This is a genomic window from Ruegeria sp. K3 (genome assembly GCF_056531845.1).
This window is the reverse complement of sequence record NZ_JBQFMM010000006.1, coordinates 56,882-79,560: the sequence shown is the minus strand read 5'-3', so window position 1 is coordinate 79,560 and position 22,679 is coordinate 56,882. Positions and strand designations below refer to the sequence as shown.

Here is a 22,679-nt window from a genome sequence, read left to right as displayed (position 1 = left end):
GATATTCCATCAGGGTTCGCCGCTGCCGATCTCTTCCTTGCGTTTGGCGATATAGGCATCCAGCTCCTCACGCACAGAGGGGTCCATCTCGGGCATCTGATACTCGCGTAGCGCCTGCTGCCAAACCTCGGTGGCGCGTTGCAGGGCGTCCTTGGCTCCGGCCGCCTCCCAGTTTTCATAGTTCTGCCAGTCGGACAGCATCGGTTTGTAGAACGCGGTCTCATAGCGTTCCATCGTGTGATCGACGCCAAAGAAATGGCCGCCAGTGGGCACCGATTTGATGGTGTCCAGGCCCAGTTCATCCGTGTCAAATTTCATCGGCTTTAGGAATTCCATCATGTTCTGGATGATCTCGATATCCATGACGAATTTCTCATAAGATGCGGTCAGCCCGCCTTCAAGCCAGCCGGCGGCATGATAGACGATATTGGCCCCTCCCAGAACCGCGCCCCATGTGGCCATCATCGTTTCGTATGCCGCCTGCAAATCCACCACGTTGGATGCATTTGCGTTCGATGTCCGGTACGGAATGCCATAGCGCCGCGCCAGCTGCCCGCCGACAATATTCGCCTTGGCATTTTCCGGTGTGCCAAAGGCCGGAGCCCCGGATTTCATGTCCACATTCGAGGTGAACGAGCCATACATGACAGGCGCTCCCGGGCTGACCAACTGCGTCAGCACCACACCGAACAGCGCCTCGGCGTTCTGTTGCGCCAGCGCGGCAGGTAGCGTGACCGGTGTCATGGCCCCCATCAGAGTGAACGGCGTGACCGTCACCGGTTGACCATACTCGGCCATCGCGATCAGGCCGTCACCCATGGCATCGTCGAACAGGCGTGGAGAGTTCACCGAAATGATTGTGATCACCCCCGGATCGCCGCGCATGTCCTCAGGTTTCTGACCGCGCGAAATCGCCATCATGTTGATGCCATCCATCGCCCGCCCGCGCCCGATAGCGGTGCAGTGAAAGCTCAGGTCGCTATAGCTTAGGTTGGCGTTGTAGGTGTCCAGATGACGGTTGTTGGCGGGCATTTCGATCGGGGCCATCACCTGATTGCCGATCAGATGGATAGCGTTGAAATGATGCGCCAACCGGATGAAGTTGCAATAGTCATCGTAATTACCCTGACGGCGGCCATTGATACAGTCATGTACGTTCGGCGGCCCGGCAACCAAACTAAAATTCACATGATCGCCGCCCAGCGTAATCTGTTTCGCGCGGTTGCGAGAGGTCAGCGTGAATTCCGAGGGCACCGTTTTCAACGCTTCGGCGACAATGGTTTCGTCCATACGGATGGTCTTGGTGTCGCGGTCTACGATGGCCCCCGCGCGTTCGAAAATGTCCATAACATTGTCGCCCATCACCCGGATACCGGCCTCGGACAGAATGCGCATTGAGGTTGTATGCAGCTGATCCATCTGTTCAGGGTTCAACAGCTCGAATGGCGGATAGCTGTTGCGCACCTGTTGCCAGGGCAGCTGTTCGATCCCCACCGCCGCGCGCCCGGATTTGCCGCGTCGCCCGCCGCTGCGTCTGTCTCGTGACATTGACCTAGTATCCCCGTTGTGGATTTACGATGTTGTTCAGCACCTCGCCCTTGCGATAGCGCATCAGGTTCTCGGAAAACATGCGGACCGATTTCAGATCCCAGCCGTCATAGACCGAGCTGCAGTGCGGTGTGACGATCACGTTGTCCAGTTCCCAGAACCTGTGCCCCTGAGGCAGCGGTTCGGTAACGAACACGTCCAGCGCCGCGCCTCTGATCCGGTTCTGTTCCAGCGCGGCCAGTAGAGGTGCTTCGTCAATTACCCCACCTCGCGAGACGTCGATTATCACCGTCGTCGGTTTCATGACGGCAAAAGCCTCCGCCCCGACCAGACCGCGCGTGCTGTCCAGCAGTGGTACGCAAACGACGATAAAATCAGCGCGTGGCCAGAGATCAGGCAAAGCCTCCATCCCGTGTACCTCGTCCACGTTGGGGGTCGGTTTCGGGCGGGCCCGTACACCGACAGTGTTCAGCCCCATAGCTTTGGATCGTGCCGCAACAGCCTCTCCGGTTTTGCCAAGGCCGATGATCAGCACCGTCTTGCTGTCGATGGGCTCGACTTTGCCGCCGATCCAGTCCCGCCGCACCTGCGCGGCACGAAAGCCCGGGAAATCCAGCGTGAAATGCAGCATCGCCCCCAGCACATATTGTGCCATCATATCGGCGGCGACCCCGGCGGCATTTGTCACCGTTACCTCATCAGGGTTCCAAGGGTTCAGGTGATCGGTGCCCGAGCCGCCGACCGAAGCCCATTTGATTTGCGGGTTCTCGACCAGTGCTGCGCGTGGAAAGCCGGGGGTGCCCGCAAAGCGAACGGAATAGACAACCTCAGCCCCTGTATCCTCGATCAAACCCGTGAGCGCCTCGTAGCTGTCGCAGGTGTGGATCGGCAGATCGGGATGACCTTCAGCAAGAACGGCACGGGCAGCGTCGAGGTTATCGGTGTGCAAGATCACGGTGGGGGATTTCATGCGGGTACCTCCGGTTGGAACTCAGCGCTGGCAATGGCTACCGCGTTGGCGAAAAAAGCAGTGGCGGCGATGTCGAAAAGGACATCGAACCCCACACCTTTGCGTTCGTTGCGCCATGTGATTGCCTCGACATAGCCCACGCGGGTCTGGGCGATCTTTCCCACTGGAAAGGCACCGGGCGACAGGTCGACCGGGCAAATCTTGGCCAGCAGATCGAACAGGCGCGGGCCGGTCAGGTGCATCATGGCCCAGGTTTCCTCGCGCCAGGAATAATAGCCCTTTGGCGTGGCGGCGACCTGCCACCGGGCATACAGGTCGGCAGGTGCATCCAGTACCACCACCTCTTCCTGACCCAGACGCAGAAGGCCATCGGCGGTTTCGTTGACGTCTGGCACCTTCAGGCCCCGCGATTGCAAAAACGCCACGGTGCCTCGGCCCTTGAGGCCAAAACGCGGCGTATGGGTCAGGTCCTGCACGATAATCTGCCCGGAAACCAGTAGTGTGCCTTCAGCAGCGCCCTTTGGGTCAAGCGGATAGGTTCGCATCATCACACCTCCTGCCGTTTGTTTTCAGGATCAAAAAAGGTGTGGCCGCGCACAGTTGTAACGACGCGCTTGCCATTGCGGCACTTCACCGTGACCTGCGATCCTTGCGTAGCGTCATCGCCATGCACATATGCCAGCGCGATATGGGTGTTCAGCGTCGGCGACCACAGGACCGAGGTCACATGCCCCACCGGTACATCATTCCTCAGTACCAGACAGCTTTCCCCCGGTACATCTGGCCCGTCGAATGTCAGCCCGACCAGCTTGCGCGGCAGGCCTTTGTTTCGGCGCATCTCGGTTGAGCGCTTGCCCACGAAAAACGGCTTGGTCTTCGAGATCGCCCATTCGAACCCCAGCTCATCCGGCGAGGTCAGCGCGTCGGTGTCCTGACCAATCAGGATATGGCCTTTCTCCAACCGCAGAATCCGGCTGGCTTCCAGCCCGTAAGGGCGCAACTCGTGCGCGTGACCCGCCGCCATCACCGCATCCCACAGGGTGTGGGCATAGCTGGTGGGGCAGTGCAGCTCGTAGCTCAACTCGCCGGTGAACCCAATCCGCATGGCGCGCACCGGCACCCCGGCCACCATGCCGCTACGCCCGTCGAGATAGGCAAATCCATCGCGCGAGAAATCGATGTCGCTGTCCAGCGCTTCGACCACGGAGCGCGCCTTGGGACCGGTAATGTTGAAGCCCGAGAAGGCCGAGGTGACGTTCAGCACATCCACATCCAACCGCCACTGCGCATTCCAGAACAACATATCCGAATAAACCCGCGCCACGGCCCCGGTGGTGGCGGTGACATAGAACAGATCCTCGGCCAGCCGATACGCCACGCCATCGTCGATCACCGTGCCCATTTCGTTTGTCATCAGGCAGTACCGGCAGCGGCCCACAGGCTGCTTTTTGTAGGCCATGGTGTAAATGCGGTTGAGGAATTCGCCCGCATCCGGGCCACGCACCTCGAGCCCGCCCAGAGTTGAAACATCCAGCACGCCGACCCCATTGCGCACCGCATGCACCTCTTCTTCGATGAGGCGCTTGGCGTCTTGTTTCGGGCCGTAGAAATAAGGCCGCCACCACGCTCCGACCGGGCGCATGTCCGCCCCCAACCGGATATGTTCGTGATGCAGCGCTGTGCGCCAGTCTGCCGGGTGATGATGACCGGACAGCACGCCCAGCGTTTCGGGGCCAAAGGGCGGACGGGCCGTAGTCACGCCGATCTCCCCGATGGTGCGGTCGGTCGCCTTGGCCACCACCCGGGCGGTGGCCAGCGCCGAGTGCCGCCCTTGTGACGGCCCCATACCAACTGTGGTAAAGCGCTTGATCAGCTCCAACTCGCGATAGCCTTCCTTAACCGCGTTTTGCAGGTCCTTGATTTGAATATCCTCGTCCCGGTCGACAAAATCCTTGCCCTTGGGATGCCCGGCGATTGCCGGTTCGAAATTCGTCAACGAAGCCTCTACATCTTCGACCTGCGCGATGTCGCGGGTTGGCAGCCCCAGACGAGTCAACGCCGTCTGTGCCGCGCGTTGCGCATCGGCCACCACCGCATCAGGCGCAAAGACCCCGGCAACACCCCCGACAATGCCCAGCGGAGCATCTGGCAGAGACAGGGAAAACCGCGTCGCCGTTTCATTGTACCCAAGTTTCGCGCCAGCATGACAGGGCAGTTGCCACATTGGCGCATAGCCGACCGAAATCACCAACAGATCGCAATCCAGCCAGTCGCCTCCGACCTTTACGCCGGTAACATGGGTCTTGCCACGCGCCTCACCCACGGTGCCGTGAATGACACGCGTTCCCCTTGTTGCCAGTTGCTGGCCAAGCTCACCGCCGCTGCCGCTGGGGCGCGGATCAACCACCGCCGCCAGTTCTACGCCTGCGTCCAACAGATCCTGCGCCACCCGATAACCGTCGAGATTGGCGGCCAGTACCACCGCGCGCTTGCCCGGTTTCACACCATAGTGCCGCATAAGCCGTTGCGCACCAGTGCCCAGCAAGATGCCCGGCAGGTCATTGTTTCGGAAGATCGTGGGCTGTTCGATGCAGCCGGTGGCCAGCAGAACCTCGCGCGCGCGCGTCTTGAACAGCTTGTTGCCCCGGATCAGCGGCAGCCAGTTGTCCTCGAACCAGCCGTTCACCACTGTACCGGTCATGATGCGGAAGTTCGGCAGACTTTGCACTTTCGCCAGTAGGTCGGACAGCCTGTTGGCATCGCGGCCATAGGTCAGCGCACCGCCCAAGACCGGCTCCTGCTCGGCCAGAATGACGTCAGCTCCGGCTTCGGCGGCTTCGATGGCGGCGGTCAACCCGGCCAGCCCCGCGCCGACGACCAGCAGGTCACAAAACAGGTTGGCCTTTTCGTAGTCTTCATGCGGGGCGTTGATATCCAGAACGCCCAGCCCAGCCTTCTTGCGGATCAGCGGCTCCCACAGTTTCAACCAGCTATTGCGCGTCGGACCCATGAAGGTGCGATAATAGAACCCCACCGGCATAAATCGCCCCAGCTTGTCCATGAATGCGTCGCGGTCTCGCGCCAGTGATCCGTTGACGTTCTGCGCCGTAACTTGCAGCCCTGCCGAAATCGGATGCCGGTCGGCCTGCACGTTCGGGTCCGAGGGCAGTTGCACCAGCGTATCGGCCTCGGTGCCCGCCATCGACATCGCACCGCGCGGTCGGTGGTATTTGAACGAGCGCGACAGCATCCACTTCCCCTGCCCGGCCAAAGCCGAGGCGATCACATCACCTTCGTATCCCTGAAACGCCTGCCCTTCAAAGCTGAACGATACCGGCGCATCTCGGTTGATCCTGTTGCCCCAGGGTGCGGGAAGTCGGGCCATCACCTTTGCTCCAGCTCTGAGGGGTCAAAAGTGCGGATCACCTCGTTCGTGGTGGCGTTGCGCTCCGCCAGAAAGAAATAGTTCGAGGGCACGTGCCGCCACCATTCCACCAGCGTTCCGCGTGAATTGTCGGCGCGGAACAGGTGACGCGCCCAGTCCTGATCGCTGGTTGCATCCGGGTCGGGGTTGGCGCGCAGGGGGCCGAAGCTCTGGAATTCATTGATGTTGCGGGGCCCGTTCATCGGGCAGATCAGGATCTTCATGTCAGTGGCTCGCGGCAGTTGCGCCCATTTCATTGAGCAGATCAAAAGTGGCGAAACGCTCCATTGTGAAGGGTTCGAGTATCGGCGCGACCTTCTGGTTGGCGATGGACTGCGCCATGTATTTGCCCGCCACCGGAGTGGCTTTGAACCCCCAAGTGCCCCAACCGCAATCTAGCCATAGGTTGGACAATGGGCTGGCACCCATGATGGGTGAGTAATCGGGCGTCATGTCGGTAATCCCGGCCCATTGTCGCAGCAGACGCACCCCGTGCAGGAACGGGAACAAATGTACCGCGCCTTCGGCCAGATGTTCTTTCATGTCCAGTGTCGAGCGGGTGGAATACATCTGATAAGGGTCCGAGCCACCGCCGATCACGATCTCGCCTCGCGAAGACTGCACCAGATAGGTGTGCAGGCTGACCGAGCTGACCAGCGTGTGCAGCCACGGTTTCAGCGGCTGCGTAACCATCGCCTGCAACGGATAGCAACGGATCGGCAATTCTACCCCGGCTTTCATCGCCATGTCGTAGTTCATGCCCCCGACAGCAATCATCACCTGCCCGGCACTGATATCACCGCGATTGGTGCGCACTTTTGTGATCTTGCCACCGGCAGTGTCGAACCCTTCAACCTCGGTACGTTGATGAATTTCCACCCCGCGCCTACTGGCTTGCGCTGCATAACCCCAGGCCACCGCATCATGCCGCGCAGTGCCTCCATCGGCGTGCCACAAACCGCCGATGATTTCCAGCGGCCCGCCCTCATCCATATTCAGATGCGGGGACAGGTCCTTGACCGTCTGCGCATCAACTACCTCGATCCGGGTGCCCGCGTGTTTACCCATCTCGGCCCGCAGATGGAACGAGCGTAGCGTCGCCTCGGTATGGGCCAGCGTCAGTTGACCGCGCTGGCTGAACATGACGTTGAAATCCAGCTCTTCGCTCATCTTCCCGTAAAGCTGCACACCTTCCTTGTAGAACGCGATGCCCTCTTTGGTGATGTAGTTCGAGCGGATGGTAGTGGTGTTCCGCGCGGTGTTGCCGCCCGCCAGATAACCCTTTTCCAGCACAGCCACATTGGTGATGCCGTGATACTTTGATAGGTAGTGGGCACAGGCCAGTCCGTGGCCGCCACCACCTACGATGACCACATCGTAACTGGATTTAAGCTCTGGCGTGGCCGGAATGTCTCCGGTGACAGGGTAATCGGCGGATAGCCCGTATTTCAGCAGCCTTAGCGGCATTTTTGTTGTCCTGATTTCAGCGGTTGTCAGCGGCGTCATAAATCAGCGCGCCGAGATCCGAGAATTTGGCGTCCGGCGACTGCAACCCCAGAACCGCGTCGCGTATGGCGGCGGCACGGCTGACCCCCAGCGGTGGTGTGGCGAACTCCATGAACTTGGCAATCACTTCGTCACGGTCCATGGGTGCCTCGGGCCCGCCGCGCGCGTGGACGTCGCCCGACGCCAGTTCCCGCCCATCCGTCAGGGTCATGACGACATCAGCAACGCGGCTTTGAGGAAAGCGGTCGGAATGGCGCGCGGTCTCGGCCACCGAGATACGGTCGACAATCGCCGCGACCAGCGGATCGGAGAGGCCCGCGCCGGTGATATGCTCGACCCCGATACGGCCGTGCGCCACCATCGTCGCCACCGCGAAGGGCAGCGAATACTGCGCCTTCGAAGTGTGATCCGGCATACCCTGAAACAGGCAGGCACTTTCGTGGAAAGTGTTCACCTGAATCGCGGCAATGTCCTGATGAGACAGGCCATATTCACGCATCAGCGCCCTGGTGGCGTCGATCGCTGCATGGGCCCAACGACAGATCGGATAGGGCTTCACATATTGATGTTCCATCTGCCAGAAGCTGCCCAGATCCCGCCAGTGATGCGCGACCTCATCCGCCTCTATTGTGATCGCCGGCGCGCCGGTAAATCCCTTCTCGGCCAGCACTGCCGAGGATACACCCACCAGCGCGCCCCAGCCCGAGCCGTCATGCAGCATGGTGGGGTTGGCAATCTCGCGCATCATTTGACTGCGCGGCCCGTGATATTCGGCGATGCCCATGGCCTGCCGCATCTGTTCCGCGCTCAGCCCGCGCAGACGGGCGGCAACGGCCACAACTCCCAACGCGTTCCATGCGCCGGAAGTGTGGTAGTCGCTGACTGTGTCATGCAACGAAATCCCGGCGCGCCCGGCGATTTCGTATCCAATAGTTACGGTCGCCAACGCCTCGGGGCCGGAAAAATCCGCGACCGTTTCCGCCAAAGCCGCAAGAGCCGGCACAACGGCAACACCGATATGGCCCTTGGTGGGGTTATAGCCGTCATGGCCATCCAGATTATCGGTCTGAGTCGCAGCGGCATAAGCCGCGCCGGCAACGCTAACCTTGCGGCCATCGAACAGCATCCGTGCGCTGAGGCCCGGATCGCCCGCACCGTAAAGCGCCATAGCGCTGTCACGCGCGATCTGACCGGCCTGCATCGGTCCGGACCCGATGGTGATCCCCAGCGTGTCCAGCAGCATCGGTGCTGCCGCTTCGAGCGCGCTGTCGGGGAAATCCTGCACCCTTCGATTTAGCGCAAACTTTGCGATAGTTTGAAATGTGTTGGTCACGATGCCCTACAGATGAGGTTTCGGGTTCGGCCAAAACCTAAGTGTGTTTGCCCATCGCAGCACGAAAACAATACGAGGGCAATGGCCCCGGAAAATTTGTAGCTTTGGCTCCGCTCCATTGTAGCATATGAACCAGATCAATTCCCGCCGCGAAACAGGATTCCCGGCGCACCACCCATCCGCCCGCCCAGGAATATGTCGCCATGATGAACCTGCCCCACCTGATCTTCCTGCGCTCCTTCGAGGCCGCCGCCCGGTACCTCAGCTTTACCAGCGCGGCAGATGAGCTGAACTGCACCCAATCGGCCGTCAGCAACCATGTGCGTTCGCTCGAAGAGTTTTTGCAGCGGCCTCTGTTCGTGCGCCATGCCCGGTCATTGTCGCTGACCGACGTGGGCGAGGCGTATCTGCCTTCAGTGCGGCATGCTCTGCATGAGATTGACGTGGCCACACAATCGGTCATCCAGCGGTCACACACCCGCAAAGTCGTCGTGTCTTGCCCGGTCAGCCTGGCCGAGAATTGGCTACCGGACGTAATCCGGGGCTTTAGCGACCAGCACCCGGATATCGACCTGACGGTACACGGCACCGTCTGGATTGATGTCGAGCCGAACGTCTCGGACATTTCGATAACGGTCAATCATATTGACGATGTGACGGTGGGCGCACGGCAGCTGTGGGCCGAAAAGCTTGCGGTCGTGTGTGCGCCCGAATTCACAGTCAATGGCGCGCAGCTGACCGATCCGGCACAACTGCAAGAGGCACCTCTGATCCATATTCTGGGTCGTCCAGCTTATTGGGAACGGGTCGCACGTCATTTTGATCTGGCAGACCTGAACCAGAAGGAAGGGCTGCGGACCAACGCTTCAAATCTGGCAATGGAAATGGCGGCGCAGTCGTTGGGCTGCGTCGCTCTGCCCCGCTCTTTGGCCGGGTCTTATGTGGACCGGGGGCTGCTGATCGAACCGTTCGAATTCGATTTGGACAGCCCCTGGGCCTATTTCGTGCGTCTCAAGGAAAAACCCGTTTCACCGTCGGTCAGGCTGTTTCAGGACTGGCTGCTAAACGCCGCCGCCAGCATGAACCGCTGACCTGCAACGGGGCTGCTCAGGCAGCCCCTTCCAGAGCCGGTTTAACATCACGCAGGCGGTTTCCATCCGGGTCAAAAGGAGGCTCGGACAGGATTTTCGCTTTATGGGGCTTGCCAAGGATGAACACTTCGACCGTATCACCAGGTTGTGCGACCTCAGGGTTTATATAGCCAAGCGCTAGCGATTTGCCGACCGAATAGCCGTATGCACCGGATGTCACGCGGCCAACCGGGGTACCATCCGGGGTAAAAATCGGCTCACCGCCGGTAGCGTCGGCATCCTCGGAGACTTCGACCTCGAAGATTGACAGCATTTCGCGTGCGGCGTTGTCCTTGACCGACAGATACACATCCTTGTGCAGGAAATCCTTGTCTAGCTTGATGAGGCCCGCCAGCCCGACCTCTTGCGGCCAGTATTCCTGCGAATACTCACGGCCCCAAGAGCCATAACCTTTTTCGATCCGCAACGCCCCCAGCGCGCGGCCGCCAACGGGGCCGCCATCCAGCAGCTTGGCCGCATCCAGCAGCGCAGCGTAAAGGCGGGTCTGATCTTCTTCGGCGCAGTGCAACTCCCACCCTAGATCGCCGGTAAAGCTGACGCGGATGGCCAGACAGGTGACACCCGCAACCTCGATTGTGGCCGAGCGCATAAAGCGGAACGCCTCGTTCGACAGGTCTGCATTGGTCAGCCGCTGCAGCAGGTCACGCGCTTTCGGACCGGCGACGTTGAACCCGGCTATGCGGTCGGTGGCGACTTCGAAGGTTGTGTCCTTTGGCAGGTCGATCATGTTGAAAAAGCGTTGATGATAGCGCTCGGCCATGCCCGATCCGATCATCATGTATTCGTCATCGGCCACCTTGGTTATGGTGAAATCGCCAGCCACGCCGCCACGGACAGAGATCAGCGGCGTCAGGCAAGACCGCCCGATCACGGTCGGTACGCGGTTGGCAACCAAGCGGTCCAGCCAATCTTGCGCGCCGGGTCCTTTGATGATGTAATTCGCAAAATTCGATATGTCGATGACGCCCACATTCTCCCGCAGCATCTGTACCTCACGTCCCACCGGCTCCCACCAGTTCTGGCGTGTGAAGCCGTTGGTTTCCTGCACGCCGGGCTGATCGGCGAACCATAGGGGATGCTCCCAGCCGCAGTTCAGACCAAAGACACAGCCCATGTCTTTCTGCATTTCATAGGCAGGGCGGACTCGGGCGGGGCGGCCTGCACTACGCTCCTCGTTCGGGAAGTGGATGGCAAAACGGTGGGTATACTGGTCCTCAACCCGTGCCTTGGTGAATTTTTTGTCGGCCCAGTCGCCGAAGCGGGCCAGATCCCATGCAAACATGTCGTATTGCGGCTCGCCCTCGATCATCCACTGCGCCGCCAGCAGGCCCAGACCACCCGATTGCGAGAAACCCGGGATCAGTCCGCCGCAGAGGAAATAGTTCTTCAGTTCGGGCACCGGACCCCACAAGGCGCTGGAGTCCGGAGACCAGATCATCGGCCCGTTGATCACCCGTTTGACCCCTGCGGTGGCGGCAACTGGCACACGTTCGGTAGCGCGGATCACGTTTTCCATGATCCGATCCAAATCGTCGGGGAACAGGTCATGGGCAAAGTCCAGCGGCGTACCGTCCTCGGCCCAGAACTTCATGTCCTTCTCATAGGCCCCGATCAGCAATCCGTTGCCTTCCTGACGGAAATAGTACTCGCCATCCCGGTCTGCAATTGACGGAAGGCGACGGCCCAGATTGGTAACTTCTTCGATGGATTCAGTCACGAAGTACTGGTGCTCGGTCGGTTGCAACGGCAGAGTCAGCCCCGCCAGCGCCGCAACTTCGCGGCCCCAAAGACCAGCGGCATTCACCACCCATTGCGTGTGAATATCGCCCTTTGCGGTACGCACGATCCAAGACCCGTCGGGTTGCTGATCCGTACCTAGCACCGGACAGAACCGTTCTATGGTTGCTCCCATGGCGCGGGCACCGGCAGCATAGGCGTGGGGCACTCCCGAAGGGTCCACATTGCCGCCATCAGGTTCATACATGATGCAGCGGATATCGTCGAACTGCGCCAGCGGGTGCAGTTCCTTGGCCTGCTCGCGACTGACCTCGTGGAAGTTCAAACCATAGAATTTAGCCTTGGCTTCCTGCAGGCGCAGCTGATGCTCGCGTTCTTCGGTTTGCGCCAAATAGAGCGAACCGGGCTGGAACACGCCGCAGCTTTGACCGGTTTCCTGTTCCAGTTCTTTATACAGATTCATCGTATAGTGCTGGATGCGGGTGATATTGTTGTTGTCATGCAGCCCATGAATGTTGGCCGCCGCGTGCCAGGTCGAGCCGCTGGTCAGTTCGTCCCGCTCTAGCAGGACCACATCGGTCCAACCCAACTTGGCGAGATGATACAGAATTGAACAGCCGGCTAGGCCGCCGCCGATTACAACCGCTTGCGCATGCGTTTTCATGAGCTTCCCCTCTCAAATGCCTCAGGCGGCGACGGTTTTCATTGCACCCAGAAACTGGGCCACTTCGGCGACGCTGTTGTAGTGGCACATCGAAACACGCACGCAGCTGTCCATGCCAAGCGGTGTCAAGATGTTGCCCGAATAGTGATCGGCCTTGCGCAAATGCGTACGGATGCCTTGTTCGTTCAGTTGCTTGACCACATCGACCGACGGCACGCCCTCGACCTGCAGTGACACCAGTCCCTCGCGTGCTGGGTTATCGACACCGCCCAGAATGGTCACCTTCTCCATCTCGGCCAGCCCGGGCAGGTTGCCGGTTCCGCGGATCATCGCATCAGTCAACGCTTTTTCCTGCTCATGGATCGCCTCTCCGGCAGCGACGAATTTTGCGCGCCGGTCGGTGGCGTCGCTGACCTGTGCGCCCAGCCATTCGAAATAGCTGATTACGTCAGACATTGTAGCGTAAGAGCCGGTATCACGCGTCCCCATTTCCCAATTGTCGGCGGGGCCCTCGATCAAGCTGTTATGTGGCAGCTTGGTCAGCCGGTCAGAAATCCAGGCCACCCCGTAACCATGGCGCGAGAACACCTTGTAAGGCGAGATCACATAGCCATCGACATCATAGGCGGTCAGGTCGATCCGGCCATGCGCGGCGTGCTGGATACCGTCGACTATGATGTAGCAATTGGGTGCAACGGCGCGGATCTCGGCAGCCACAGCCGCGACATCCACGCCCATACCGGTCACCGGCGAGGTGTGCACGATAGTCGCAACCTTTGTGTCCGGCGTTACCTGCGCCGCATAAGCATCTGCGGTGACGGTGCCTGTGGCGTCGTCATGGACCACCAGAACATGATCTTGCCCGGCCACCCCGGCCCAACGCGCGCAAGCGCTTCGGGTCGCGGGATGTTCCAATGTTGTGCCCAGGACCCGACCGGTGGCGGCGCCCAGACAGGCGTTCATGATCAAACGAAACAGCAGCTCGGTCCCGCTTTCGCCGACAAAGAACTGGCCACCGGGGGCGTTCATGAACACGGCCATATCTTCTTTGGCCTTGTTGATTACCCGCACCAGTTCGTGACTTCCCGGGTTGTCGCGGCCCTGATTGTCAGGGATCGCAGCATAAGCCTGCGAGGTGCTCACAACCGAATTCAGCGTCAGCGCCCCACCCGCGTTTTCAAAGAAAATACGCGGTCCCTGCTGCGGGCAGTGGTCAACCTGCGCAAATCGGGCACGGATTTGTTCAAGCAATTCTGGAGTGATCTTGGTCATCGGGAACCATTCCTGCGAAAATGTCATTCTGGCAAGATATATGCGCCCTTTTGCAAAACTACTCACAAAAAAACTTGGGGCATTGTGGGTGGAAATTGAGACCATCGAGCCAAGAGAGCTCAGCCACAAGAACAATATGGTTCGCGAATTTCAATTTCGTCGGCCCGATCACACCCTCACGCATGCCTTCGCTCGGTTGAGAAACCGCTGGTCAGGCCAACGGTTTGTAACCTGAGCGTTGTTCTAGAGACATCGCTTTGCAGGACGGTGTTGAGAGAGTGACGATCCAACCTCATTGGCGCAGCCTGTACCGCCATCACAAACCAGACATCGTAGGAGCGGGCATGCATCCTGCATCCCAGATATTCCCATATCGGCTGGGGTATTTAGATAGATAGCGATTCATGCATTTGTTTACAGCAGTTTGGGATTTCGTCACGCCTTTCAGACCTGATTAATCACCATTGTAAGAGATCACGAACTTGCCTTCGACGCGGCGATACCGCGAACCACTCACGCGCTGGTGGCGCATTCGTCGATGGTCAATAGCTTGTAACATATTGGTGTATAGAGCTTGCTGATTGAAAGCTGGAAAGTTAATCGTCTGCAACAGGTTAGCTTATGTCCAGACTTCGAGTATTAAATCAATTTGCCAAAATTTCTGCTAATTAGGCTTAAACCCATCATCGACGCACCAAGGACATACGCAGAGCAGCGACAGACCGGTGTTGCGACCCAAACGCCGTTACCCCGCAAAAACTGACATAATTCACCTGAACGATGAACATTGGTTGTCCGGCCCACCAAAAAGGCAGGCCGAACAGTGTTAATAAGTACTTTTAGTCGTACAGAACGGCCGAGATCTTCGGGTCGTCAATATTCGAGGCATCGTAGTAGTAGAAGCCTGTGTCGATCAGACCTGGAACCTCTTCCCCATTGAGAGCCGCAACCGCTGCTTTCACAGTCTCATAGCCGATGCCCACAGGGTTTTGCGTGATCGCACCCGCCATCAGACCGCTCTTGATTGCGTCTTTCTGGGCCTTGCCACTGTCATAACCGATGATCACCAAACCCTCGGTGCCCAGCTCCTGAACACCGTTTACAACACCAATAGCTGAGCCTTCGTTGGTGCCAAAGATACCATTTAGATCAGGGTTAGCAGTCAGGATCGCCTTGGTGACTTCGGTCGATTTCAGGTGGTCACCCTGGCCGTACTGAACCGTAACAACTTCGATATCCGGATACTTCTCAGCCATGCGATTGACGAAACCGTCGCGACGATCAATACCTGTGCGGCTTGTCTGGTCATGGGCGACAACAGCAACCTTCCCCTTGCCCCCGATTTTTTCAGCCATCTTGTCTGCTGCCAACCCTGCTGCCGCCAGGTTGTCCGTTGTCGCAGTTGAAAGCGGAATATCGCTATCAACACCACTGTCGAAGGCGATGATCGGAATGCCCTTTTCGTTGGCCTGTTTCAAAAGCGGGATAGCAGCCTGGCTGTCCAGCGCAGCAAAACCGATTGCCTTTGGATTATTGGCCAGCGCCGCAGCCAGCATGTCAATCTGACGGTCCACCATTGTTTCGTTATCCGGACCTTCGAACGTGATGGTGACATCAAACTCGTCTGCTGCCTGTTCGGCGCCGGACTTCACCGCTTGCCAGAACTGATGTTGGAACCCTTTGGATACCAGTGGAATGTAAATCTCTTCGGCTACCGCCATCGAGGCGGGACCTGCCAGGGTGGCTGCGCTGAGCGCACCCAGAATGAAACGACGTGTTAACATGTTTTCTCCTCCAGTTGGTCGTTTTGGTCTTTGATTTAGTTGCTTGGTCATCCCGATTTCTTGCGCCGCGCCATGTCGGCATAGACGGCCAGAATGATGATCGCGCCGGTGACAACGGTCTGCCATTCCTGCGCGACTGACAGCACGCGCAATCCGTTGGTCAGTACAGCCATGATCAGGGCGCCGATCAACGTGCCCAGGATCGTGCCGCGCCCACCGGACAAAGACGTGCCACCGATCACTACGGCTGCGATCGCCTCCAATTCGTATCCCAAACCCAATGCCGGTTGCGCCGAGTTCAGGCGCGAGGCGATAAGGATACCGGCGATGCCGCAGATCGCTCCGGCCAGCGCATAAATACGCATCTTCCACATGTCGGTGTTCACGCCTGACAGGCGCACCGCTTCCTCGTTAGAGCCAAGCGCAAAGGTGTAACGACCCAGAACTGTGCGCCCCAGAATGTACGAAGCCGCGATGGCAACCAGGAACAGGATCAGCACACCGTTGGGGATGGGCAGTGACGGGAAAACCTCACCAATCAGCGACCCGCGCGAGATCTGGTCAAAGCCCGGCGTGTCATTGAAGTAGATTGGCCGTGTCCCAGAGATCACCAGCGACAGGCCTTTGAGAATCAGCATCATCCCAAGTGTGGCGATGAAGGGCGGGATTTTCATCTTGGCGACGAAAGTACCGGAGCAAAGCCCGCAGAATGCTCCAGCTGCAATGGCTGCGGCCACGCCTAACAGCAACGGCATTCCCAAATATGTCAGCACCACGCCGGCGATCACCGCGCAAAAGGTCATCAGTGTGCCGACAGACAGGTCGATCCCACCGGTGATGATAACCAGTGTCGCGGCGACGGCCAGAACGCCATTGACCGATGTTGCCTGTAGGATGGCAATCATGTTCGACGTCTGCATGAAGTTGGGTGAAGCAATGGAAAAACCGATTAGCAGAACGATCAAACTGGCAAAGGCCAACAGCTTTTGATACGCGCCGCTGTCCGCAAGACCCGAGAGTGGCTTTTTCTTTTCGATGTCGGTTGCTGTGGTCATTGGACTGTCCCTGTTACCTGCATCGCCGCTGCACGTTGCGTGGCCAGATGCATGATGTCTTCCTGAGTGGTGTCTTTTCCGCCGGGCAAAATGCCGGTCAGCCGCCCTTCGCACATCACCGCGATGCGATGGCTGAGGCGCATGATTTCGGGCAGTTCAGACGAGATCACGATGATCGTCTTGCCCTGCCCTGCCAGTTCTTCCAGCAACTTGTAAATCTCGGATTTCGCGCCGACGTCGATACCGCGGGTCGGTTCGTCAAAGATCAGAATATCGCAGTCGCGCAGCAGCCATTTGGCGATGACAACCTTCTGCTGATTGCCGCCTGACAGCAGACGAACCTCCTGCACATCCGATGGTGTTCGAATGCCCAATTGCTGGATGTAGCTTTTGGCGGTGTCGCTGATTTAACCATCGTGCAGAACCCCGCCTGCGCCGGTGAACAGGTCCATCGAGGCAAGCGCGATGTTGTCGCGTACATTCATACCAGTAGCGAGGCCGAAATGCTTTCGGTCCTCGGACAGGTACCCAATCCCCGCTTTGACGGCGTCAGTGGGTGATTTGATCGACACCACCTGACCATGTACCCGGATTTCTCCGCTATCCTTGGGGTCGGCCCCAAATATGGCGCGCGCGACCTCGGTGCGACCTGCGCCCATAAGACCGGCGAAGCCCAGAATTTCACCCTTTTGGACCGAGAAACTGACGTCCTGAATTTCGTTGCTCCGGCTCAGCCCGGTGATCTGCAGAGACATCTCCGCATCACCCAGATCGGGCACGTCCAGCGGTTCTTCCTTGACCTCTCGGCCCACCATCATGGCGATGATCTGGCTGATCGGGGTTTCAGCAGCCCCAACTGTTCCGACATATTCCCCATCGCGCATAACCGTCACGCGATCCGAGATCTGCTTCAGCTCGTCCATCTTGTGGCTAATGTAAACGATGCCTACACCTTCAGCCTTGAGGCGGCGGATGATCACGAACAGCTCAGCAATCTCGGCGTCATTCAGAGCCGCTGTTGGCTCGTCCATGATGAGCACCTTGGACCGAAAGGACAGTGCCTTGGCGATCTCGACCATTTGCTGTTTTGCGATGGTCAGGCTGCCAACCAACGCCTTGGGATCAAGGCTGAGGTTCATCGAAGCAAAGATTTCGGCAGTCTGCGCATTCAGCGCCGCCTCGTCCAAACGGCCAAAGCTCTTACGCGGTTCGCGTCCGATAAAAATGTTCTGGGCTACAGTCAGGTCGTTCATCAGGCTCAGTTCCTGATGGATGATCCCAATACCTAGATCCTGCGCCTCGCGCGGGGTTGCCGGACTGACTTCGCGCCCTTCTATCTTCAAGGTCCCACCGTCACGTTGATAAATACCCGACAGGATTTTCATCAACGTACTTTTACCGGCACCGTTCTCGCCCATCAGCGCGTGAACTTCACCCGGTTCAAGATCTAATTGCACGGATTTCAGCGCGTGCACGCCGGGGAAAAACTTATCAATCCCCGTCATTTCGACCAGTCTATTTTTATTGCCTCCCATTTGCCCCTCTCCCCTTGGGCCAACGCGGTTTACATCACCGCACCAATTTGCCAGGGGACGAATTCAACGCCCCCAAATCCAAGTTCCTCGCTTTTGGTTTTCTTGCCTGAGGCGACACGGATCAGTATTTCGAACAGTTCTTCGCCCTTGCTCTCGATGCTGATCCCGTCTGTCACGATGTCACCGCAGTTCAGATCCATATCCTCGGCCATGCGCGCATACATTTCGGAATTTGTGGCCAGCTTGATGCAGGGCGTTGGCTGATATCCAGACACCGAACCGCGCCCGGTGGTAAACACGATCAGGTTCGCACCCGAAGCGACTTGCCCGGTGACCGAACACGGATCAAAACCGGGACTGTCCATGAAGACAAACCCGCTCTTGTCGATCATCTCACCGAATTTGTAGACGTCTCGCAGTGGCGCGGTGCCTCCCTTAGCTACGGCACCAAGCGATTTCTCAAGAATGGTTGTGAGCCCCCCGCGCTTGTTGCCTGGGCTTGGGTTGTTGTCCATCTCACCGCCGTTTCGGGCCGTGTAGTCCTCCCACCAGTGGATGCGTTCGATCAGTTTTTCAGCCACCTCAACAGTCTCGGCCCGCCGGGTCAGCAGGTGTTCGGCACCGTAGATTTCCGAGGTTTCCGACAGGATCGTTGTTCCTCCATGGCGCACAAGTAAATCCGACGCATACCCCAGCGCCGGGTTCGCGGTTATCCCAGAATACCCGTCCGAGCCGCCGCATTGCATACCGACCGTGATGGCACTGATCGGAGCCGGGGCGCGTTCGGCTTGATTGGCCAGATGGGCGATGCCGCGCAACTCCGCCAGCCCCCGTTCGATAGTGCGGCGTGTTCCGCCCTCGTTCTGAATGGTCATGTAACGCAGCGCACCGTCAGCGCGGATTGGTCGACCGCCGACAAGATCTGCCACCTGCATGACTTCGCAGCCCAGACCGATCAGCAGAATACCCCCGAAATTCGGATGCTGTGCATAGCCGGCCAACGTCCGAAACAGGGTAGCATAGCCCTCATCCTTGCTGGACATTCCACATCCGGTCCCGTGCACAATCGGGACCACACCGTCAACATTGGGATAGCTTTCCAACAACCCGGTCTTTTCCGCTGCGTCGGCGATAAAACGCGCTACCGAACCCGAGCAGTTCACGGTGGTTAGAATCCCGATGTAGTTTCGGGTTCCCACTTTACCGTCAGATCGATGGTATCCGTCGAATGTACGCTTTTCAGTCAGAACAGGCAGCGGGGTGTTGGCGCTGGCATGCGCATAATCCTGCTGATGCGCCCCCATGCCAAGGTTGTGCACATGGATATGTTCGCCAGGCGCTATATCGCATTTGGCCTGCCCGATGATCTGACCGTAGCGGACAATATTCTCGCCAGTTTGGATTGATGACACGGCAAGCTTGTGACCGCGGGTAACGGGCGCAGCCAATTGCACGGGAACATGTGCCAGCTGCTCACCAGCTTGCAAGTCACGCAAAGCAATAACGATGTTGTCCTTCGGATTAAGCTTCACGACATCGCGAGTTGCCTCTTCCAAAACGTTTATGCCGCCGTTCGCTCGCATCTCTTCTCCACTTGCTTGGTCAATGTTGCTAAATCCTATATCTCTACTTGTCAACTAACATGTTAGAATGCTAACTTATGCAGTATGAACAAACACCAAGATATTGATGCCGAACTGTTGCCCGAGATCACAACGATCGAAGGACCGCTCGCTCAGCGGGTTCACCACTCATTGAAGCAGGCGATTCTCTCGCTGGATTTCCCACCCGGAGCGAACCTCAGGAAGGCACCTGTGTGTGAGAGATTGGGAGTGTCGCGCGCACCTGTGGCAGATGCGATTGCGCGTTTGGCCTCGGAAGGGCTGGTGGATGTAGTGCCGCAATCAGGCACTCGCGTATCCTACTTTTCGATGGACGAGATCCGCGAAGGCGTATTCCTGCGTGAAGCGCTTGAACTTGCAACTGTCGCCAAAGTCGCGCGCGACATAACCGACGTTCAGCGTAAAAGGTTAAGCCGCAACATGCGTCTGCAGGAACTGTTGATCATGGATGATGATATCCCAGGCTTTTATCAGGCCGATGAAGAGTTCCACAGTCTTCTGATGGAATTTACAGGCTTCCGCCGTCTCGCCGACGTTGCCCAAACCGTTTCCTTACAGGTCAGCCGCGCACGCATGCTATTGCTGCCCACCCCCGGCAGAATTGCCGAGACACTAGAGGAACATAGGGCCATTTTCGAAGCAATCAGTAATCGCGACGAACAGTCCGCGCAGGTCGCTATGCGCGCCCACCTCGGGCAGTTGATGCCGCGCATTGAGCAGTTGGAGCAACTGAAGCCGCATCTGTTCAACCTCACCCCACAGCTGAATAGCGAGGCAGGATGACCGTTTCCCAGACAGAATTACTGAACAACCGAACCACGCGGCCCGTTCCCCTGACCCACATGGGGTTCGGCGGAGCGCCGTTGGGGAACCTGTACCGCAAAGTCTCGGACGAGGACGCGCAGGCGGCATTGCAGACCGCTTATGACGCAGGCATCCGGTTTTTCGACACAGCGCCGCAATACGGGCTTGGCCGATCAGAGCATCGGTTTGGGCAGGCAATTGGTCGGTTCGGGCGCGAAAACATCCAGCTTTCAACCAAGATCGGTCGCCTGTTACTAGATTGCGAACCGCATGAAGTAACGCCCGAAGCTTTCGTCGATGTACCGCAGAAACGGATCGTATTTGACTATACCTATGACGGCGTCATGCGGTCTTACGAGGCAAGCCGCAACAGGATCGGTGTCGCCAATTCTGACATTCTTCTGGTCCATGATGTCTGTGTCTTCAGCCAGGGCAGCCAAGAGGTTTCGGACGCCAAGGTGCGTGAACTGTTTGATGGCGGAGGCTACAAGGCTTTGACCGAGCTGCGCGATGCGGGTGAAATCGCAGCAATCGGCGCAGGTGTAAACGAATGGCAAGTTTGCGAAAGGCTTCTTGGGCTGGGGGATTTCGACGGGTTCCTGCTGGCCGGACGCTATACGTTGCTGGAGCAGGAAGCACTCGACAGTTTCCTGCCGCTTTGTGAGCAGCGCGATGTCGGGATCATCCTCGGGGGACCGTACAATTCGGGCATCCTCGCCACCGGAGCTGTGCCTGGCGCCAAGTATAACTATGCAGACGCACCCGAAGATATTCTGGACCGGGTCCGCAAGATCGAAGCGGTCTGCGCCGCGCATGATACCCCGCTGATCGCCGCCGCGCTGCAGTTCGTTTTGGGCCACCCCTGCGTCAAAACCGTGATCCCCGGTGCCGTCAACGCGTCCGAAGTACAGTCCAATGTGGCACTGATGGAGCGTGACATTCCCCCCGGCCTGTGGTCGGATCTGCGATCCGAAGGCCTGATCCGACCCGACGCGCCACTGCCAAGCGAGACAGCTGATGCTGCGTAACATCGACCCGATCCTTTCGCCGGAGTTGCTTTTCACCCTCAGGGCCATGGGCCACGGTGATGAGATTGTTATCGCAGATGCAAATTTTCCGGGCGCCAGCATGGGACCAGACTGCATCCGGGCCGATGGGTCTACGGCCAGTGAAATGTTGAAGGCCGTACTTTCTGTGATGCCTTTGGATACGTTCGTTCCTGATCCGGCGTTGACCATGCAGGTTGTTGGCGACCCGGAGGCGGTGCCTGACTCAGTCGCGGACTTTCAGCGCATCATCGACACGTCCGCCGACAACTCTGCCAAGGTGCAGGGCTTGGAACGGTTTGCATTCTACGACCGTGCGGCCAACGCATTTGCCATCATCCAGACAGGTGAACGAAAGCTCTATGGCAACATCATCCTGAAAAAAGGTGTGATCGAATGAGGATCGACGCGCATCAGCATTTCTGGGCTTTGGCGCGGGGCGACTATGGCTGGCTGACGCCCGATCTGAGCGAGATCTACCGGGATTTTGCACCGCACGACCTGATGCCTCTACTCAGCGCCGCCGGGATTGATGGCACGGTCCTTGTGCAGGCAGCACCCACAATGGCCGAGACCGAATACATGCTCGCTCTGGCCGATCAGAATGCGTTTATCAAAGGTGTTGTGGGCTGGGTTGACTTTGAAGCCGCTGATGCACCTGCAAAGATTTCCGCGTTGGCTACCCACAAGGCATTTGTCGGTCTACGTCCGATGATACAGGACATCGCCGACCCGCTTTGGATGCTAGGCGACGCGCTAACGCCCGCTTTCGAGGCAGCTCAACGGCATGGCCTGACATTTGATGCCTTGACCTTGCCTCAACACCTGGGCCCGCTCAGGCAACTTCTTCAGCATCATTCCGATATGAGTGTTGTCATTGACCATGGGTCGAAACCATTGATCAAAGACGCAATCTTGGGTGACTGGTCCGACAACATGACCGCCTTGGCCCGAGATACAAATGCATGGTGCAAGCTTTCAGGCCTTGTGACCGAGGCTGCAGCAGACTGGACGATCGACGATCTGCGCCCGTACGTGGATCACCTGCTGAACACCTTCGGTCCATCGCGTCTGATCTGGGGTAGCGATTGGCCAGTTTGCACCTTGGCCAGTAGCTATGAGCGCTGGTGTGAAACCACCGACATGTTGCTGAAACATCTGAGCAGCGCAGAACGACAGGCAATAATGGGTGGCAACGCCGCCCGCGCCTACAACCTCAGGAATTAAA

General features: G+C 58.4%; 17 protein-coding genes and 1 pseudogene. 5 read left to right on the top strand and 13 right to left on the bottom strand.

What is annotated here, in order from left to right:
• Positions 1–9 precede the first annotated feature (9 nt).
• The 7 genes from ACR0MP_RS12465 to ACR0MP_RS12435 are packed head-to-tail and all read right to left on the bottom strand — an operon-like array spanning position 10 to position 8,781.
• Positions 10–1,548 carry a trimethylamine methyltransferase family protein gene (locus ACR0MP_RS12465; protein ID WP_170736027.1) on the bottom strand — a complete coding sequence of 513 codons (1,539 nt, stop codon included), beginning with the start codon at positions 1,546–1,548 and terminating at the stop codon, positions 10–12.
• Positions 1,549–1,552: 4 nt separating this feature from the next.
• Positions 1,553–2,518, bottom strand: a complete 966-nt coding sequence (locus tag ACR0MP_RS12460) for a D-2-hydroxyacid dehydrogenase (RefSeq protein ID WP_480886572.1) — start codon at positions 2,516–2,518, stop codon at positions 1,553–1,555.
• Positions 2,515–3,066 (bottom strand): aminomethyltransferase family protein, encoded by a 552-nt coding sequence (locus ACR0MP_RS12455; protein WP_223118562.1) that lies wholly within the window; start codon positions 3,064–3,066, stop codon positions 2,515–2,517. Before ACR0MP_RS12455 ends, ACR0MP_RS12460 begins: the two co-directional genes overlap by 4 nt.
• Positions 3,066–5,903, bottom strand: coding sequence for a 2Fe-2S iron-sulfur cluster-binding protein (locus ACR0MP_RS12450; protein ID WP_480886570.1), 2,838 nt, complete (start codon positions 5,901–5,903; stop codon positions 3,066–3,068). Before ACR0MP_RS12450 ends, ACR0MP_RS12455 begins: the two co-directional genes overlap by 1 nt.
• Positions 5,903–6,166, bottom strand: a complete 264-nt coding sequence (locus ACR0MP_RS12445; RefSeq protein WP_170407402.1) for a sarcosine oxidase subunit delta — start codon at positions 6,164–6,166, stop codon at positions 5,903–5,905. The genes ACR0MP_RS12450 and ACR0MP_RS12445 overlap by 1 nt, the downstream gene beginning before the upstream one ends.
• Before the next feature lies 1 nt (position 6,167).
• Positions 6,168–7,409: an FAD-dependent oxidoreductase gene (locus ACR0MP_RS12440; protein WP_480886568.1), complete on the bottom strand. Its 1,242-nt coding sequence runs from the start codon at positions 7,407–7,409 to the stop codon at positions 6,168–6,170.
• 16 nt (positions 7,410–7,425) lie between these two features.
• Positions 7,426–8,781: an MmgE/PrpD family protein gene (locus ACR0MP_RS12435; protein WP_480886566.1), complete on the bottom strand. Its 1,356-nt coding sequence runs from the start codon at positions 8,779–8,781 to the stop codon at positions 7,426–7,428.
• Between the two features lie 203 nt (positions 8,782–8,984).
• Between ACR0MP_RS12435 and ACR0MP_RS12430 the strand changes: the two genes are divergently transcribed.
• A complete protein-coding gene (locus ACR0MP_RS12430) occupies positions 8,985–9,872 on the top strand; it encodes a LysR substrate-binding domain-containing protein (RefSeq protein ID WP_170394131.1) in 888 nt (295 codons plus the stop codon).
• Between the two features lie 16 nt (positions 9,873–9,888).
• On the opposite strand, the gene ACR0MP_RS12425 is transcribed toward ACR0MP_RS12430, so the two are convergent.
• From ACR0MP_RS12425 to ACR0MP_RS12400, 6 genes and pseudogenes are all read right to left on the bottom strand, one after another.
• Complete coding sequence (locus ACR0MP_RS12425; RefSeq protein WP_480886564.1) at positions 9,889–12,333, bottom strand: GcvT family protein; 2,445 nt, start codon at positions 12,331–12,333, stop codon at positions 9,889–9,891.
• 21 nt (positions 12,334–12,354) lie between these two features.
• On the bottom strand, positions 12,355–13,605 hold the full coding sequence (locus ACR0MP_RS12420; RefSeq protein ID WP_170736318.1) for an aminotransferase class V-fold PLP-dependent enzyme: 1,251 nt from the start codon (positions 13,603–13,605) through the stop codon (positions 12,355–12,357).
• A gap of 839 nt (positions 13,606–14,444) precedes the next feature.
• A complete protein-coding gene (locus ACR0MP_RS12415; RefSeq protein WP_170407420.1) occupies positions 14,445–15,389 on the bottom strand; it encodes an ABC transporter substrate-binding protein in 945 nt (314 codons plus the stop codon).
• 47 nt (positions 15,390–15,436) lie between these two features.
• Positions 15,437–16,444: an ABC transporter permease gene (locus tag ACR0MP_RS12410; RefSeq protein ID WP_170394139.1), complete on the bottom strand. Its 1,008-nt coding sequence runs from the start codon at positions 16,442–16,444 to the stop codon at positions 15,437–15,439.
• Positions 16,441–17,949, bottom strand: a pseudogene (locus ACR0MP_RS12405) (sugar ABC transporter ATP-binding protein). The gene ACR0MP_RS12410 and the pseudogene ACR0MP_RS12405 overlap by 4 nt, the downstream one beginning before the upstream one ends.
• A 59-nt stretch (positions 17,950–18,008) precedes the next feature.
• Positions 18,009–19,562 carry an altronate dehydratase family protein gene (locus ACR0MP_RS12400; protein ID WP_170407422.1) on the bottom strand — a complete coding sequence of 518 codons (1,554 nt, stop codon included), beginning with the start codon at positions 19,560–19,562 and terminating at the stop codon, positions 18,009–18,011.
• A gap of 84 nt (positions 19,563–19,646) precedes the next feature.
• On the opposite strand from ACR0MP_RS12400, the gene ACR0MP_RS12395 reads away from it, so the two are divergent.
• From ACR0MP_RS12395 to ACR0MP_RS12380, 4 genes are read left to right on the top strand one after another with little or no spacing between them, the layout of a single operon-like run.
• A complete protein-coding gene (locus ACR0MP_RS12395; RefSeq protein ID WP_170407425.1) occupies positions 19,647–20,384 on the top strand; it encodes a GntR family transcriptional regulator in 738 nt (245 codons plus the stop codon).
• Positions 20,381–21,433 (top strand): aldo/keto reductase, encoded by a 1,053-nt coding sequence (locus ACR0MP_RS12390; protein WP_480886561.1) that lies wholly within the window; start codon positions 20,381–20,383, stop codon positions 21,431–21,433. The genes ACR0MP_RS12395 and ACR0MP_RS12390 overlap by 4 nt, the downstream gene beginning before the upstream one ends.
• Positions 21,423–21,851, top strand: coding sequence for an RbsD/FucU domain-containing protein (locus ACR0MP_RS12385; RefSeq protein ID WP_170407431.1), 429 nt, complete (start codon positions 21,423–21,425; stop codon positions 21,849–21,851). The genes ACR0MP_RS12390 and ACR0MP_RS12385 overlap by 11 nt, the downstream gene beginning before the upstream one ends.
• Complete coding sequence (locus ACR0MP_RS12380; protein WP_170407434.1) at positions 21,848–22,678, top strand: amidohydrolase family protein; 831 nt, start codon at positions 21,848–21,850, stop codon at positions 22,676–22,678. Before ACR0MP_RS12385 ends, ACR0MP_RS12380 begins: the two co-directional genes overlap by 4 nt.
• Position 22,679: the final 1 nt, after the last annotated feature.

What these genes read in the sequence shown, in the direction of transcription:
- ACR0MP_RS12465 (WP_170736027.1), bottom strand. Translation starts at nt 1,548, where the DNA reads ATGTCACGAGACAGACGCAGCGGCGGGCGACGCGGCAAATCCGGGCGC.
- ACR0MP_RS12460 (WP_480886572.1), bottom strand. Translation starts at nt 2,518, where the DNA reads ATGAAATCCCCCACCGTGATCTTGCACACCGATAACCTCGACGCTGCC.
- ACR0MP_RS12455 (WP_223118562.1), bottom strand. Translation starts at nt 3,066, where the DNA reads ATGATGCGAACCTATCCGCTTGACCCAAAGGGCGCTGCTGAAGGCACA.
- ACR0MP_RS12450 (WP_480886570.1), bottom strand. Translation starts at nt 5,903, where the DNA reads ATGGCCCGACTTCCCGCACCCTGGGGCAACAGGATCAACCGAGATGCG.
- ACR0MP_RS12445 (WP_170407402.1), bottom strand. Translation starts at nt 6,166, where the DNA reads ATGAAGATCCTGATCTGCCCGATGAACGGGCCCCGCAACATCAATGAA.
- ACR0MP_RS12440 (WP_480886568.1), bottom strand. Translation starts at nt 7,409, where the DNA reads ATGCCGCTAAGGCTGCTGAAATACGGGCTATCCGCCGATTACCCTGTC.
- ACR0MP_RS12430 (WP_170394131.1), top strand. Translation starts at nt 8,985, where the DNA reads ATGATGAACCTGCCCCACCTGATCTTCCTGCGCTCCTTCGAGGCCGCC.
- ACR0MP_RS12425 (WP_480886564.1), bottom strand. Translation starts at nt 12,333, where the DNA reads ATGAAAACGCATGCGCAAGCGGTTGTAATCGGCGGCGGCCTAGCCGGC.
- ACR0MP_RS12420 (WP_170736318.1), bottom strand. Translation starts at nt 13,605, where the DNA reads ATGACCAAGATCACTCCAGAATTGCTTGAACAAATCCGTGCCCGATTT.
- ACR0MP_RS12415 (WP_170407420.1), bottom strand. Translation starts at nt 15,389, where the DNA reads ATGTTAACACGTCGTTTCATTCTGGGTGCGCTCAGCGCAGCCACCCTG.
- ACR0MP_RS12410 (WP_170394139.1), bottom strand. Translation starts at nt 16,444, where the DNA reads ATGACCACAGCAACCGACATCGAAAAGAAAAAGCCACTCTCGGGTCTT.
- ACR0MP_RS12400 (WP_170407422.1), bottom strand. Translation starts at nt 19,562, where the DNA reads ATGCGAGCGAACGGCGGCATAAACGTTTTGGAAGAGGCAACTCGCGAT.
- ACR0MP_RS12395 (WP_170407425.1), top strand. Translation starts at nt 19,647, where the DNA reads ATGAACAAACACCAAGATATTGATGCCGAACTGTTGCCCGAGATCACA.
- ACR0MP_RS12390 (WP_480886561.1), top strand. Translation starts at nt 20,381, where the DNA reads ATGACCGTTTCCCAGACAGAATTACTGAACAACCGAACCACGCGGCCC.
- ACR0MP_RS12385 (WP_170407431.1), top strand. Translation starts at nt 21,423, where the DNA reads ATGCTGCGTAACATCGACCCGATCCTTTCGCCGGAGTTGCTTTTCACC.
- ACR0MP_RS12380 (WP_170407434.1), top strand. Translation starts at nt 21,848, where the DNA reads ATGAGGATCGACGCGCATCAGCATTTCTGGGCTTTGGCGCGGGGCGAC.